The sequence below is a fragment of the Rathayibacter sp. AY1C4 genome (assembly GCF_002932195.1).
Classification (GTDB): Bacteria; Actinomycetota; Actinomycetes; order Actinomycetales; family Microbacteriaceae; genus Rathayibacter.
Genome location: NZ_PSWE01000016.1, coordinates 1 through 12,297, shown reverse-complemented (window position 1 = coordinate 12,297; position 12,297 = coordinate 1). Strand labels below are relative to the sequence as shown.

The following is a 12,297-nucleotide window of genomic DNA, read 5'->3' as shown; positions in this document are numbered from 1 at the left end:
TAGGTGCCTGAATGACACTCAAACGACTTCGGGTGGGAAACACGCCGGTGTTGCCTCCGATTTGCCGGTGTGTTACTGGTGGGGCGACCGCGAGTCCTCGTCCGAGGGTCACCGGAGCGTAGGAAAACCCCGTGGGTGCCGGGCGTCACTCCTCGGAGGAGCGCAGCGCCGCCCGAGGAGAGGCCGCGACGCGGTCGAAGGACGGGCGCGAGGCGTCGACGCTGATCCGCACGCCACCGGGACAAGACTAGGGACGGCGACCGGCGCGCTCCCGATCCGATGGTGCCCCCGGCAGGAATCGAACCTGCGACCAAGAGATTAGAAGGCTCCTGCTCTATCCGCTGAGCTACGGGGGCGGACTGCGACCACGATACCGAAGCGCAGAGGCCGCGCCCGCCGGGGCCTAGGCGCCCCGGACGAGTCCCAGCACTCCCACGACCAGGGAGACCACGGCGAGGGCGAGCGACACGCCGATGAGCACCGTGTGCACGCGGAGGAAGGTCGTCGCGCGGCCGTCCGCGTCGCGCGCCCGCGGGTCCTTGCGGACGCGGCGGAGGAAGGGCGGCCAGACGATCGCGTTCCACACGGCGTTGACGATCAGGAGGCAGCAGGCGAGCGTGATCACGAGGGTCCAGTGTAGGAGGAGCGGGACGGCCGGACCGGGTGTCGGCGGCCGCCGATAGACTGCCCCGCATGAGTAGCGCCCCCGACCGTCTTGTCTGGATCGACTGCGAGATGACGGGGCTCGACCTCTCCGTCGACGAGCTCGTCGAGATCGCCGTCGTCGTCACCGACTTCGAGCTGAACCCGCTCGACGAGGGGCTCTCCCTCGTCATCCGGCCCGACGCGACCGCGCTCGAGAACATGGGCGACTTCGTCCGGTCGATGCACGAGACCTCCGGGCTGCTGGTCGAGATCCCCTCCGGCGTCAGCGTCGCGGAGGCCGAGTACGAGGTGCTGGAGTACGTGCTGAAGCACGTCCCGGCGGAGCAGCAGGCCCCCCTCGCCGGCAACTCGATCGGCACCGACCGCGCCTTCCTCGCGAAGTTCATGCCGCGCCTCGACGGTCACCTGCACTACCGCAACGTCGATGTCAGCACGATCAAGGAGCTGGCACGGCGCTGGTTCCCGCGCATCTACTTCAACGCGCCCAAGAAGCACGGCGGACACCGCGCTCTCGCCGACATCCTCGAGAGCATCCGAGAGCTGCAGTACTACCGCCGTGCCGTATTCGTGGAGCAGCCGGGGCCGAGCACCGCCGAGGTGCAGGCCGTGTCGGCCGCCGTCGTGGACGAGTTCGCCTCGCGGATGTAGTACTCTCGTACAGTTGCTTCGGCGGGTCACCCCGCCGGAACACGCTCCTGGTGGGTATAGCTCAGTTGGCAGAGCGCCTGGTTGTGGTCTAGGAGGTCGCGGGTTCGAGCCCCGTTACTCACCCCAGTGGCTGTGCATGCAGCGGAAGAGGCCCGGAGTTCCGACTCCGGGCCTCTTCGCACATCCGGCGACCGGCAGCGATCGCCGACGCAGAGAGGTCCCGGATGCTCGAGCTGGACGAGGACGCCTTCGAAGCCCTGGTGATCTCCGAGCTCGACGCGCTCCCGGACGACATGGTCGACGGGCTCGACAACGTCGTCTTCGTCGTGGAGGACCGGCCCGAGGACGGGACCCTGGATCTGCTCGGCTACTACGACGGCGTCGCCCTGACCGAGCGCGAGCGCTACGGCTTCGGCGAGATGCCCGACCGCATCGTGCTGTTCCGCGAGCCGCACCTCGCCGCGTGCGACGATCTGGACGCGCTGCGCGACGAGATCCACGTCACCCTCGTCCACGAGATCGCGCACTTCTACGGCATCGACGACGACCGTCTGCACGAGCTCGGCTGGGCCTGATCGCCGCCGAGGGAGAGCCCCCCACCGGCATCCGCGCGTCGCCGCGCTCGGAGGGGACCCCTCAGCCGCGCACCGCTCCCCCGCCGCCCGTGTCCAGCACGAGGTCGGCGTTCTCCCGGGGCCGCTCCCGAGCGCAGTAGGAGCGGAAGTCGCGGTCCCAGGCGTCCCAGTGCGGAGCGAAGAGCTCGCCGTCGCGCTCGAGCGCGCGCACGCGCCGCACCTCGTCGTCGGCCTCGAGCCAGACCACCAGATCGGCGTGGCGGCGCGCGGCGGCGCCGGCCGATCCGCAGCCCTCGAGCACGAGAAGCGTCTCGCGGACGACGCGGCGCCCGGCCGTCGTCCCCGCGGCCCAGTTCCAGGGCCGCCAGTGCGCCGCGAGGCCGAGGCCGTGGGGGCGGACGAGCGTCCCGGCCGTCTCCCGCGACGCCCGGTCCAGGCCCGTCCAGCCGGGGTAGAGGTCGTCCATCCGCACGAGCGCGACCGACGGTGCCGCCGGCGCGAGACGGAGCTGCTCGACCAGCGCGCGCGCGAACGTCGACTTGCCGGAGCCGCTCGGTCCGTCCAGCAGCACCGTCCGACGACGCCGCGCGATCACGGAGCGGGCGAGGTCGCCCGCCGTGTGATCCGTCAGCGGCAGGATCCGCTCAGCCATGCAGGACGAAGCTCCAGGAGCCGGTGACGACGGCGGCGGTCACGGCGACGGCAGCGATCAGCACTCCGCCCGCGAGCAGCAGGAGGTCGCCGGCTCCGAGGCGCGACTGCCGCGCCCAGGTGCGCGGGACGCCGGAGCCGAAGCCCTTCGCCTCCATCGCCGTCGCGAGCCTGCTCCCCCGCCGGATGGCCAGCACGAGCAGCGAGAACGTGCGGGCCGCGAGGCTGCGGAGCGCCTCGACGGGCCCGCGGCCGTCGGCGACCCCACGGGCCCGGCGGGCCATCGACAGGGTGCGCCAGTCGTCGACGAGCAGACCGACGAGCCGCATGCCGGCGAGAGCGCCGAGCACGAAGCGCGAGGGCAGGCGCAGGATCTGCGCGAGGCCGTCCGCCAGGTCCGTCGGGTCGGTGGTGGCGATGAGGACCACGCTCGGCAGTCCGATCGCCAGGACGCGCAGCGCGATGGCCAGCCCGAGGGCGACGGATCCCTCCGTGACCGAGACGATGAGGAACTCCGCGAAGACGGCGCCGCTGTCGCGACCGTAGAGAACAGTCGAGAGGCCGGCGAGCGGAGCCGCGATCCAGACGGGAGCCGTCCGCCGCACGAGCTCGCCCGCCCGGAGCCCCGCGAAGGGCAGAACCAGCAGCTCGAGCGCCAGCGCCGTCGCCGCGGAGACCGCATCGACCGTGAGGAGGAGCGCGAACGCGATGACCAGGCTGGCGAGGAGCTTGGCCACCGGGTTGGCCCGGGCGATCCGGCTGCGCGCGGGAACGGAGTCGAGGAGCGTCATCCCGACACCACCTCGCGGGCGCCGAGGGTGACGACCGAGTCGGCGAGGGCGGCGACCAGCGCCTCGTCGTGGGTGACGGCGAGCACCGCCGTGCCCGCGTCGCGCTGCTCGGCGAGGAGGTCGACGAGCACCTCCCAGGTCAGGCGGTCCTGCCCGAACGTCGGCTCGTCGAGGACGAGCACGGACGGCGACCGGGTGAGGGCGGACGCGACGGCCAGGCGCCGCTTCTCGCCTCCGGAGAGGGTGAACGGATTGGCGTCGGCGAGGTGCGCGAGGCCGAGGCGCTCCAGGAGCTCCTCCGCCCGATGCCGCTCCGTCTCGTCGCGGGCGCCCAGCGCGAGCTCGGCGCGCACGCGAGCGGTGAGGAACTGGTGCTCCGGCTCCTGGAACACCATCGCGATCCGTCCGGCGAGCTGAGCCGAGGTCCAGCGGATCGGCTCCGGGCCCGCACCGGCGCGGAGCGACTCGGAGGCGGTCACCCGCCCCGCGACCGGCGGCAGGAGACCGGCCAGCGTGAGCGCGAGGGTCGACTTCCCCGCGCCGTTGGGTCCCAGCACGGCCGTGGCCCGCGCGGAGTCGACGGCGAGCTCGAGCCCCGAGGCCACGATGGTCGAGCGGCGGCGCCCGAGGACGGGCCGGCCGATGGCGAGGTCGTGCGCGCTCAGGGCGGCGGGCGAGGGCAGCACGCTCGCCCCGCGCCGGGCGGGGGTGTCACCGGGCAGCCAGACGCCGGAGGCGCGGAGCACGTCGTGCGTTCGATCGAGGACCTCGACTGGAGCGCCGTCGGCGACGACCGCGCCGTCCCGCCCGAGCACCACGACCCGGTCGACGAGGCCGACCCACACGTCGACCCGGTGCTCGACGACGATCAGCGTCGCCCCCGTGCGGGCGGCCGTGCGCTCCACCGCCGCCCGCGCCTCGCGTACACCGTCCGGATCGAGGTTGGCGGTGGGCTCGTCGAGGAGCAGGAGCCGCGGACGCATGGCGAGCACGCCCGCCAGGGCGAGCCTCTGCTTCTGCCCGCCCGAGAGCGCCGAGGTGGAGTGGTTTAACGGGACGTCGAGACCGACGTCGCCGAGCGCCTCCCGAACCCGCGCGGGGATCTCCTCGCGCGGCACGCCGAGGTTCTCGCAGGCGAACGCGACGTCGTCGCCGACCCGCGCCAGGACCGCCTGAGTGTCCGGATCCTGCAGCACGAGCCCCGCGACACCGCGCCGGGTGAGCGGCGCGGCTCCGTCGATCTCGAGCTCGCCCGCCGCGGAGCCGTCCTCCTCCCCGCCGAGGACGCCGGCCAGGGCGTGCAGCAGCGTGCTCTTTCCCGCGCCGGAGGGGCCGAGGAGCAGCACGCGCTCCCCCGGCTCCAGCGCGAGATCGAGGCCGGAGAGGGCGTCGCGGGAGCGTCCCGCGTGCCGCCAGCTCCAGCCCCGCGCCCGGACGGAAGCGCCGCTCATCGAGCGCCCGCGCCGGCTCCCTCGACCGTCCGGCCCTCGCGCCCGGAGGCGAAGCGGTCCAGCGCTCCCGAGGCCGCGAGCCCCCGCACCGCGAACCAGGACAGCAGCCCGGCCAGGAGCGCGCCCGAGACGATCGAGGAGGCGACGTAGACGGTCTTGAAGAGCGCGTCGTTGACGGCGTAGTACGACAGCAGGTCGTTGATCGCGAGGGCCAGCCCGGCACCGGCACCGGCCAGCATCGCGACGAGCGGACGGCCGCTGCGGTAGAGGAAGAGCGCCAGGACGATCTCCGCGCCGAGTCCCTGCACGAGTCCGGAGATCAGCACGGTGAAGCCCCACTGGGTGCCGATCAGAGCCGACACGGCCGCGGCGACCAGCTCGGTGTAGAGCGCGGCTCCGGGCTTGCGGATGATCAGGCCGCCGAGGACGCCGGCGAAGAGCCAGCCGCCGCCGAGGAGCCCGCCGAGCCCGGGCAGGAACTCGAAGGCGAGGCCGAGGACGTTCGTCGCCAGGCCCCAGGCCCAGAAGACGATCCCGCTCGCGACGGCGACGACGCTCGCCACCACGATGTCGACGACCCGCCAGCGCAGATCGCGCCGGGCCGGGGCGGAGGAGGTGAGGTTCTGCGCGTTCGTGTTCTGCGCGTTCGTGTTCTGCGCGTTCGTGTTCTGCACTGACGTGCCCTTTCGTGGAAGCGAATGGAGGGCACGGGTTGGTAAGAGGAGATCGAAACGTTCCTTCGCTGGCATGACCCAGATCAGGTTCGACGGTCGAAGGCTGCTGCCTTCCTCTCAGCCCGGTGCACCGGACTCCCGTGTTCATCGGCAATCATAGACGTCATGTCGTGGTCGGTGGTCGTCGTCCTGGCCGTGCTGCTGATCGTCCTGCTGCAGGCCCTGCTCTGGCAGCGCCGTGCGCGGATCCGCCGCGAGCTGCTCAGCTACGGCACGCGGGTGCCGGCGCGCGTCGTCGGGCCGGATCCGGCACGCGGCGATCGCGATTCGGCACGGGATCTGGGCAGGCTCCTGGTCGTCTACCGGACCGCCGAGGGTGTGGAGAAGCGCGCGCAGAAGTACCCGCTGAAGCGGGGGGACGCGTGGATGGCCGGTGAGCCCGCCGCGGTGATCTACGACCCCCGCCGGCCGGACGACGCCGAGCGTCTGATCGTCGGCTTCGGCCGGACGAAGAAGAAGTGGTACCCCGCGCGCCAGCAGCGCGCCAGCTGACGCGGGGCCGCTCCGGCTACTTCTTGAGGGCGCGGATGATGCGCGCGAGGGCCTTGCCGGTCACCCACACGAAGGGGATGCCGACGGCGAGGACCGAGATCACGTTCGGCTGGAACCGCAGGCCGAGGTCGTCCTTGATGTAGGCGCCGATCGGGATGACCGTGGCGCCGCCGCCTCCGCCGCCGCCCTCCTGGCCGTCCTCGGAGCCGCTGCCTCCGCCGAAACCGAACCAGCGGAGGGCGACGGGGACGAGCGAGACGCCGTCGACGGTGACGGGCTCGCCGTAGATCGTCGCGGTACCCGCGGTGGTGACGGTGTCGGCCAGGGAGACTGCGATGTTGGGCATGGTGCGACGGTACTCCGCGGCTCTCCGCGGCGACAAGCGGCCCGCCGGGGCGCACAGGACTCGTCCATGGACCTCCGGGGACCTGCTGCCATGATCGACGGATGTCCGCCCGCACCCGCCGCCGCCGCCCCGTGCGCTCGGCCGCGGTGGCGGTCGCGAGCCTCGTGCTCGCCGCCTTCCTCGCCTTCCACCGCGCACTGCCCGATCCGATCGGCTGGCTGTCGGTCCTCGAGGTCGGGATCCCCTGGACGGGGCTCCTCGTGCTGCTCCTCATCGCGGCCGCGGCGGCCCTCCGGTCGCGCCGGACGGCGGCCGCGGTCACCGTGCTGGCGATGGTCTACGGCGTGCTGGTGCTGCCGGTCGCACTGCCGGCGCCGGCCGTGCGCTCCGGCTCGTTCACCGTCGTCAGCCAGAACATCGAGACGAGCGGCGACGCCGGCGGGCTCGCCGCCTCGCTCGCCGCCCGCGGCCCCGACGTGATCGCGCTGCAGGAGCTCGACGGAGACGCCGTGGACGCGGTCGACGCCGAGCTGGCCGACGAGTACCCGTACTCGTCCGTCTCGAGCACCGTCGGCGTCTGGAGCCGGACCGAGCTGACCGACGAGGAGCCGCTCGACCTCGGTCTCGGCTGGGAGCGCGCGCTCGCCGTCGACGTCGACACGCCGGTCGGCAGCGCTCGCCTGTTCGTGGTGCACCTGGCCTCGTTCCGGCCGGGCGACCACGAGGAGCGGGACACCATGCTCTCGAACCTCGCCACCGCTCTCCGAGACGACGAGTCGGAGCGGACGCTGGTCATCGGCGATTTCAACACGCCGACGGACGACCACCTGTTCGCTCCGGTGCTGGCGGAGGCGGGTCTCGTCCGCACGGGCGGAGTCGGCTTCCCGGCGACCTGGCCGTCCCTGCTGCCGCTCGTCTCGCTCGACCACGCGCTCGCCGACGGCGTCACCGCCGCGACCGTCGCGGTCCTGCCGCCGAACGGCTCCGACCACCGCCCGATCAGTCTGACGATCGGTTCCGCGTAGCGAGCGTGTCGCTGAGGTCGATCCCCTTGGCCGACTCGGGAGCCGACCGGGACAGGAGCGAGGCGGGACGCACGGCCCCGGAGCCGAAGCGGGCGGCCACGCCGTCGACCGCGAGCTCCGCGTCGCGCCAGTCGTCGGAGTCGCTCCACAGGGAGAACGCGACGTCGTCGCCCTCGACCAGCTGCTCGCCGCGCACGCCGATCAGCCGCACGGGCCGCCGCATCGGGTTGGCCGCCTCGAGGAGCGCGGAGGAGGCCTCGTAGAGGACCCGGGCCACGTCCGTCGCCTCGACGAGCGTGCGGGAGCGGGTGAGGGTGCTGAAGTCGCCGAAGCGCACCTTCACCGCGACGGTGCGGCAGCGCACTCCCGAGCGGCGCATCCGCACGGCGACCTTGTCGCAGAGCCGCAGCAGCTCACGACGGACGAGCTCGGGGTCGGCCACGTCGTCGGCGAACGTGATCTCGTGTCCGGCGCTCTTCTCGATCTGGCGGGTGTCGACCGGCCGCGGATCCACCCCGTTCGCCAGGGCGTGCAGGCGCCTCCCGGTCGCCTCGCCGAGGGCGGACACCAGCGACGGCAGCGGGGTGGTCGCGACGTCGGCGACGGTGCGCAGACCGCGGCGGACGAGCGCCTCCTCCGTGCTCGCGCCGACTCCCCACAGCGCGCTCACGGGCAGCGGATCGAGGAACTCGCGGACGCCGTCGGCGGGGACGACCAGCAGACCGTCGGGCTTGGAGCGGCCGGAGGCGAGCTTGGCGACGAACTTGGTGCTGGCGATCCCGACCGAGCAGGTCAGCCCGAGCTCGGCGTGCACCCGGCGGCGGATCTCGGTGCCGATCGCGAACGGCGAGCCCGAGATGCGGCGGGCACCCGCGACGTCGAGGAACGCCTCGTCGATGCTCAGGCGCTCGACCAGCGGCGTGAAGGAGTCGAAGATCGCCATGACGCGGCGAGAGGCCTCGCGGTAGCGCTCCATGTGCGGCTCGAGGACCACGGCCTGCGGGCAGCGGCGGAGGGCGACCGCCATGGGCATCGCCGAGTTGACGCCGTAGCGGCGCGCCTCGTAGGTCGCCGCTGTGACGACGGAGCGCGCTCCGTGGTGCCCCACGATGACCGGCCTCCCGCGCAGATCCGGCCGGTCGAGCAGCTCGACGGAGGCGAAGAACGCGTCCATGTCGATGTGCATGATGCTCGCGCGCGGGTCGTCGAAGGGCTCGGTCGTGACCTGCCGCCCCGTGCCGTCCTGCTTGCTCACGCGGTGCCGTCCTGCTCGCTCACGCCGTGCCGTCCTGCCTGCTCACGCCGCTCCGTCCTGCTCGCCCACGCCCTGGGACATGCTCGCACGCACCACCGACATCGGCCGCTCGACCGCTGCGCGCGGGCCGGCCGGGAATGAGCGCCGACCACTCGCGGTTGACCCGAGCACCACGACGCTCCGGAGAGACCATGACGCACGAGCAGCCCGACTCCCCCACCGCCACCGAGACCGGCCCCGGCGCCGAGATGAGCCGCTGGCTCGATCTGCAGGACCGCGCCCACCGCGCCTTCGAGCTCCGGCTGAGCGCCGTCGAGGACTGGTCGGCCCCCACGCCCGACACCGAGTGGGACACGCGCGCGCTCGTGCTGCACGTCGTCCGCGAGCAGCAGCGCGCGCACACGCTCCTCTCGGGCGGCGACGAGTCGGCGCTGCGACTCGAGTCCGTCGCCACCGATCTGAGGAGCGAGTGGCGCCGCGTGACCGACCGCCTGCGCGTCGCTGTCCGCACCGTCGACCCGGCGGCGACCGTGCAGCTGGGGCGCGACACCGTCAGCGCCGTCGAGCTGCTGCAGGAGCAGACGGCCGATGTGACCGTCCACGCCTGGGACCTCGCCCGCGCGACCGGCAGCGACGAGCGGCTGGACGAGGAGCTCGTCGCAGCGGTCTGGGAGCTCTTCGCACCCCAGGAGGAGACCCTGCGCGCGAGCGGCCTCTACGCCGCGCCCGTGCCGGTCGACGACGCCGCCTCCCTCCAGAGCCGCCTGCTCGCCATCACCGGACGCGACGACCGCCTCGCCGCCTGACGGCCCGGCGCCCGGACGCCGTCAAGGCCTGGGGGCGTCCAGGGACGCCGCGGCAGGATGGAGTGGACCACGAACACGGGGCGACCCGCCCCGACGAGGAGAGGAACGTCCATGACACGCATCGCCGTCATCGGAGCCCACGGCAAGGTGGGGCAGCAGATCCTGCACCTGCTCTACGACGCCGGCCACGAGTCGGTCGGAGTGATCCGCAACCCCGATCACGCCGAGGACATCGTCCGGCTGGGCGGCGAGCCGCTCGTGCACGACCTCGAGGACACGACGCCCGAGGCCTTCGCCGAGGCGCTGGGCCACGTCGACGGCATGGTCTTCACCGCCGGAGCCGGACCCGACTCGGGCCCGGAGCGCAAGCGCACCGTCGACCTGGGGGCGTCCGTCCTCAGCCAGAAGGCCGCCGCGATCGTCGGGGTCCAGCACTTCGTGCAGGTCAGCGCGATCGGTGTGGACGAGCCGCTCCCCGAGGACACGGAGGAGGGCTGGAAGGCCTACGTCGAGGCCAAGCGCGACGCCGACGCGGCACTGCGCGACTCCGGCCTCGACTACACGATCCTCCGCCCGGGCGGGCTGACGGACGACGAGGGCACCGGCACGATCACGCTCGGCACCTCCGTCGAGAAGGGGAGCATCCCCCGAGCGGACGTCGCCGCCACGGTGATCGCCGCCCTGGCGCAGCCGACCTCCATCGCGAAGACGTGGGAGATCGTCTCCGGTCCCACCCCGATCGAGGACGCGGTGGCTCAGGGAGCCTGAGCCCCGGCACCTCCTCCTAGAGTGGGGCGGGTGAGCACCCACCCGCCCCGCCCCTGGATCCGCAGCTACGCGCCCGGCGTGCCGACGGAGCTCGAGCTCCCGACCGGCTCGCTCGTCGACATCGTCACCGAGTCGGCCGAGCGGTATCCCCACCAGGTCGCGCTCGAGTTCTTCGGCCGTTCGACCAGCTACTCCCAGCTCGCCGACGAGGTGGAGCGGGCCGCAGAGGGCCTCCGCCGCCTGGGCGTCCGCGCGGGCGATCCTGTCGCCCTCGTCCTCCCGAACTGCCCGCAGCACGTCGTCGCCTTCTACGCCGTCCTCCGGCTCGGCGCCGTGGTGGTCGAGCACAACCCGCTCTACACCCCGCGCGAGCTGCGCCACCAGTTCGAGGACCACGGCGCTCGTGTCGCGATCGCCTGGAACCGCGTCGTGCCGACGGTGCAGGACCTCCCGGCCGATCTCGGCGTCGAGACCGTCGTCGCCGTCGACCTCACCCGCGCGATGCCCGCCTCGATGCGCGCAGCCCTCCGCCTGCCGCTGAAGAAGGCCCGGGAGTCGCGCGCCGCGCTGACCGGGCCGGTCCGCGGCGCGATCGACTGGGAGACGCTGCTGCGCCGGCGGATCGACCCGGCGCACCCGCGCCCGGTCGCGGAGGACCTCGCGGTCATCCAGTACACGAGCGGCACGACCGGCACGCCCAAGGGCGCCGAGCTGACCCACGCGAACCTGACGGCGAACGCCGCCCAGTCGCGCGCCTGGGTGCCGACGGTCCGCCGCGGCGACTGCGTGGTCTACGCGGTGCTCCCCATGTTCCACGCCTACGGGCTGACGCTCTGCCTCACCTTCGCGATGAGCATGGGCGCGCGCCTGGTGCTGTTCCCGAAGTTCGACCCGGAGCTGGTGCTGAAGGTCGTCAAGAAGCACCCCGCCACCTTCCTCCCGGCCGTTCCGCCGATCGCGGAGCGCCTGGCGCGCAGCGCGCAGCAGCGGGGCGTCTCCCTCCGCGGCATCGAGATCGCCATCTCCGGCGCGATGCCGCTCGACCCGGCGCTGGTCGAGTCGTTCGAGGCGCTGACCGGAGGCACGCTCGTCGAGGGCTACGGCCTCTCGGAGACCTCTCCGGTCCTGATGGCCAACCCGGTCGGTCCGACGCGACGCGCCGGGACGGTCGGGCTTCCGCTGCCCGGCACCGACGTGCGGATCGTCGACCCCGAGGATCCCGACACGGAGGTGGCGACCGGCGAGCAGGGCGAGCTGGTCGTGCGCGGTCCGCAGGTGTTCCGGGGCTACCACCGCAAGCCCGACGAGACGGCGGCGACCTTCACCGGCGACGGCTGGTTCCGCACCGGCGACATCGCGACGATCGACGAGGACGGCTTCGTGCGCATCGTCGACCGGATCAAGGAGCTCGTGATCACGGGCGGCTTCAACGTCTCGCCGTCCGAGGTGGAGGAGGTGCTGCTCCGCCTGCCCGAGATCAAGGAGGTGGCGGTGGTCGGCCTGCCCGATCCGCGCAGCGGCGAGTCCGTGGCGGCGGCGGTCGTCCTGGAGCCGGGCGCGCAGCTCGACGTCGCAGCCGCCCGCAAGGCCGTCCGGGAGGCGCTGACCCCCTACAAGGTGCCCAAGCGGATCACCGTCGTCGACGAGCTGCCGCGGAGCATGATCGGCAAGGTCCTCCGCCGCCAGGTGAAGGCGATGCTGACCGACGAGGACTAGCCCGGAACGAGCGAGGGCCCCCGACCACTGTCCGTGATCGGGGGCCCTCTGCAACGAGGCTAGAAGCCGAAGTCGCCGCCTCCGAAGTCGCCGCCCCCGCCGAAGTCGCCTCCGCCACCGAAGTCGCCGCTGCCGGAGTCGCCCCAGCCGCCGCCGTCTCCGGCGTCCGCACCGGAGGCGTCCGCACCTCCCGCATCCGCTCCGCCGTCGGCCGAGGCGTCTCCCCCGCCGTCACCGCCGGCGTAGTCGCCTCCCGCGTCGGGGAGGAACGCGCCCGCGATGGCCGAGCCGATCGCGAACCCGGCGATCGTGCCGAGCATCGAGGAGGCGAGGACGCCGCCGAAGCCCATGCCTCCGCCGCCGGAGAAGCGCC

The 12,297-nt window shown here is 73.1% G+C and carries 14 protein-coding genes, 2 tRNA genes, 1 pseudogene and 1 riboswitch; of the genes and pseudogenes, 8 read left to right on the top strand and 9 right to left on the bottom strand.

All coding sequences use genetic code 11. From position 1 onward, the window contains the following. Positions 1-280: 280 nt before the first annotated feature. Positions 281-356: transfer RNA gene (locus C5C99_RS09650), tRNA-Arg, on the bottom strand. A 47-nt stretch (positions 357-403) separates the two neighbouring features. Beyond that, on the bottom strand, positions 404-625 hold the full coding sequence (locus tag C5C99_RS09645; RefSeq protein WP_104223717.1) for an SCO4848 family membrane protein: 222 nt from the start codon (positions 623-625) through the stop codon (positions 404-406). 68 nt (positions 626-693) lie between these two features. Here C5C99_RS09645 and orn point away from each other — a divergent pair, with 68 nt between their 5' ends. The 3 genes from orn to C5C99_RS09630 all read left to right on the top strand — a co-directional run bounded on the left by orn (position 694) and on the right by C5C99_RS09630 (position 1,889). Further along, positions 694-1,314, top strand: coding sequence for an oligoribonuclease (gene orn / locus C5C99_RS09640; RefSeq protein ID WP_104223718.1), 621 nt, complete (start codon positions 694-696; stop codon positions 1,312-1,314). Between the two features lie 50 nt (positions 1,315-1,364). Next, positions 1,365-1,440: transfer RNA gene (locus C5C99_RS09635), tRNA-His, on the top strand. 98 nt (positions 1,441-1,538) lie between these two features. Continuing rightward, positions 1,539-1,889 (top strand): metallopeptidase family protein, encoded by a 351-nt coding sequence (locus tag C5C99_RS09630; protein WP_104223719.1) that lies wholly within the window; start codon positions 1,539-1,541, stop codon positions 1,887-1,889. A 61-nt stretch (positions 1,890-1,950) separates the two neighbouring features. Here C5C99_RS09630 and C5C99_RS09625 read toward each other — a convergent pair whose 3' ends face one another. The 4 genes from C5C99_RS09625 to C5C99_RS09610 are packed head-to-tail and all read right to left on the bottom strand — an operon-like array spanning position 1,951 to position 5,456. After that, positions 1,951-2,541 (bottom strand): AAA family ATPase, encoded by a 591-nt coding sequence (locus C5C99_RS09625; RefSeq protein WP_219813621.1) that lies wholly within the window; start codon positions 2,539-2,541, stop codon positions 1,951-1,953. Beyond that, positions 2,534-3,331 carry an energy-coupling factor transporter transmembrane protein EcfT gene (locus C5C99_RS09620; RefSeq protein WP_104232521.1) on the bottom strand — a complete coding sequence of 266 codons (798 nt, stop codon included), beginning with the start codon at positions 3,329-3,331 and terminating at the stop codon, positions 2,534-2,536. Before C5C99_RS09620 ends, C5C99_RS09625 begins: the two co-directional genes overlap by 8 nt. Continuing rightward, positions 3,328-4,782, bottom strand: a complete 1,455-nt coding sequence (locus tag C5C99_RS09615; protein WP_104340012.1) for an ABC transporter ATP-binding protein — start codon at positions 4,780-4,782, stop codon at positions 3,328-3,330. Before C5C99_RS09615 ends, C5C99_RS09620 begins: the two co-directional genes overlap by 4 nt. Then, complete coding sequence (locus tag C5C99_RS09610) at positions 4,779-5,456, bottom strand: ECF transporter S component (protein ID WP_104223722.1); 678 nt, start codon at positions 5,454-5,456, stop codon at positions 4,779-4,781. Before C5C99_RS09610 ends, C5C99_RS09615 begins: the two co-directional genes overlap by 4 nt. 43 nt (positions 5,457-5,499) lie before the next feature. Beyond that, positions 5,500-5,607: riboswitch (TPP riboswitch) on the bottom strand. A 14-nt stretch (positions 5,608-5,621) separates the two neighbouring features. On the opposite strand from C5C99_RS09610, the gene C5C99_RS09605 reads away from it, so the two are divergent. Then, a complete protein-coding gene (locus tag C5C99_RS09605; RefSeq protein WP_104223723.1) occupies positions 5,622-6,008 on the top strand; it encodes a DUF3592 domain-containing protein in 387 nt (128 codons plus the stop codon). Between the two features lie 16 nt (positions 6,009-6,024). Here the strand turns inward: C5C99_RS09605 and C5C99_RS09600 are convergent, their stop codons facing one another. Further along, positions 6,025-6,354, bottom strand: coding sequence for a hypothetical protein (locus tag C5C99_RS09600; protein WP_104223724.1), 330 nt, complete (start codon positions 6,352-6,354; stop codon positions 6,025-6,027). A gap of 101 nt (positions 6,355-6,455) precedes the next feature. On the opposite strand from C5C99_RS09600, the gene C5C99_RS09595 reads away from it, so the two are divergent. Then, entirely contained in the window at positions 6,456-7,379 is a 924-nt protein-coding gene (locus tag C5C99_RS09595; RefSeq protein WP_104250548.1) for an endonuclease/exonuclease/phosphatase family protein, read from the top strand. Here C5C99_RS09595 and dinB read toward each other — a convergent pair. After that, a complete protein-coding gene (dinB, locus tag C5C99_RS09590) occupies positions 7,354-8,634 on the bottom strand; it encodes a DNA polymerase IV (RefSeq protein WP_104223726.1) in 1,281 nt (426 codons plus the stop codon). The two genes, C5C99_RS09595 and dinB, sit on opposite strands and share 26 nt — an antisense overlap. 191 nt (positions 8,635-8,825) lie before the next feature. Between dinB and C5C99_RS09585 the strand changes: the two genes are divergently transcribed. From C5C99_RS09585 to C5C99_RS09575, 3 genes are all read left to right on the top strand, one after another. Beyond that, positions 8,826-9,440: a TIGR03086 family metal-binding protein gene (locus C5C99_RS09585; protein WP_258059445.1), complete on the top strand. Its 615-nt coding sequence runs from the start codon at positions 8,826-8,828 to the stop codon at positions 9,438-9,440. Between the two features lie 111 nt (positions 9,441-9,551). Continuing rightward, positions 9,552-10,208: an SDR family oxidoreductase gene (locus C5C99_RS09580; RefSeq protein WP_104223727.1), complete on the top strand. Its 657-nt coding sequence runs from the start codon at positions 9,552-9,554 to the stop codon at positions 10,206-10,208. Between the two features lie 30 nt (positions 10,209-10,238). Then, complete coding sequence (locus C5C99_RS09575; protein WP_104261291.1) at positions 10,239-11,924, top strand: long-chain-fatty-acid--CoA ligase; 1,686 nt, start codon at positions 10,239-10,241, stop codon at positions 11,922-11,924. Between the two features lie 59 nt (positions 11,925-11,983). Here C5C99_RS09575 and C5C99_RS09570 read toward each other — a convergent pair. Further along, positions 11,984-12,297, bottom strand: a pseudogene (locus tag C5C99_RS09570) (hypothetical protein); the annotation flags it as partial.

Bases quoted from the DNA above. Each gene is read 5' to 3' on its own strand.
- orn (WP_104223718.1), top strand. From the start codon at position 694: ATGAGTAGCGCCCCCGACCGTCTTGTCTGGATCGACTGCGAGATGACG.
- C5C99_RS09630 (WP_104223719.1), top strand. From the start codon at position 1,539: ATGCTCGAGCTGGACGAGGACGCCTTCGAAGCCCTGGTGATCTCCGAG.
- C5C99_RS09625 (WP_219813621.1), bottom strand. From the start codon at position 2,541: ATGGCTGAGCGGATCCTGCCGCTGACGGATCACACGGCGGGCGACCTC.
- C5C99_RS09620 (WP_104232521.1), bottom strand. From the start codon at position 3,331: ATGACGCTCCTCGACTCCGTTCCCGCGCGCAGCCGGATCGCCCGGGCC.
- C5C99_RS09615 (WP_104340012.1), bottom strand. From the start codon at position 4,782: ATGAGCGGCGCTTCCGTCCGGGCGCGGGGCTGGAGCTGGCGGCACGCG.
- C5C99_RS09605 (WP_104223723.1), top strand. From the start codon at position 5,622: ATGTCGTGGTCGGTGGTCGTCGTCCTGGCCGTGCTGCTGATCGTCCTG.
- C5C99_RS09600 (WP_104223724.1), bottom strand. From the start codon at position 6,354: ATGCCCAACATCGCAGTCTCCCTGGCCGACACCGTCACCACCGCGGGT.
- C5C99_RS09595 (WP_104250548.1), top strand. From the start codon at position 6,456: ATGTCCGCCCGCACCCGCCGCCGCCGCCCCGTGCGCTCGGCCGCGGTG.
- C5C99_RS09585 (WP_258059445.1), top strand. From the start codon at position 8,826: ATGACGCACGAGCAGCCCGACTCCCCCACCGCCACCGAGACCGGCCCC.
- C5C99_RS09580 (WP_104223727.1), top strand. From the start codon at position 9,552: ATGACACGCATCGCCGTCATCGGAGCCCACGGCAAGGTGGGGCAGCAG.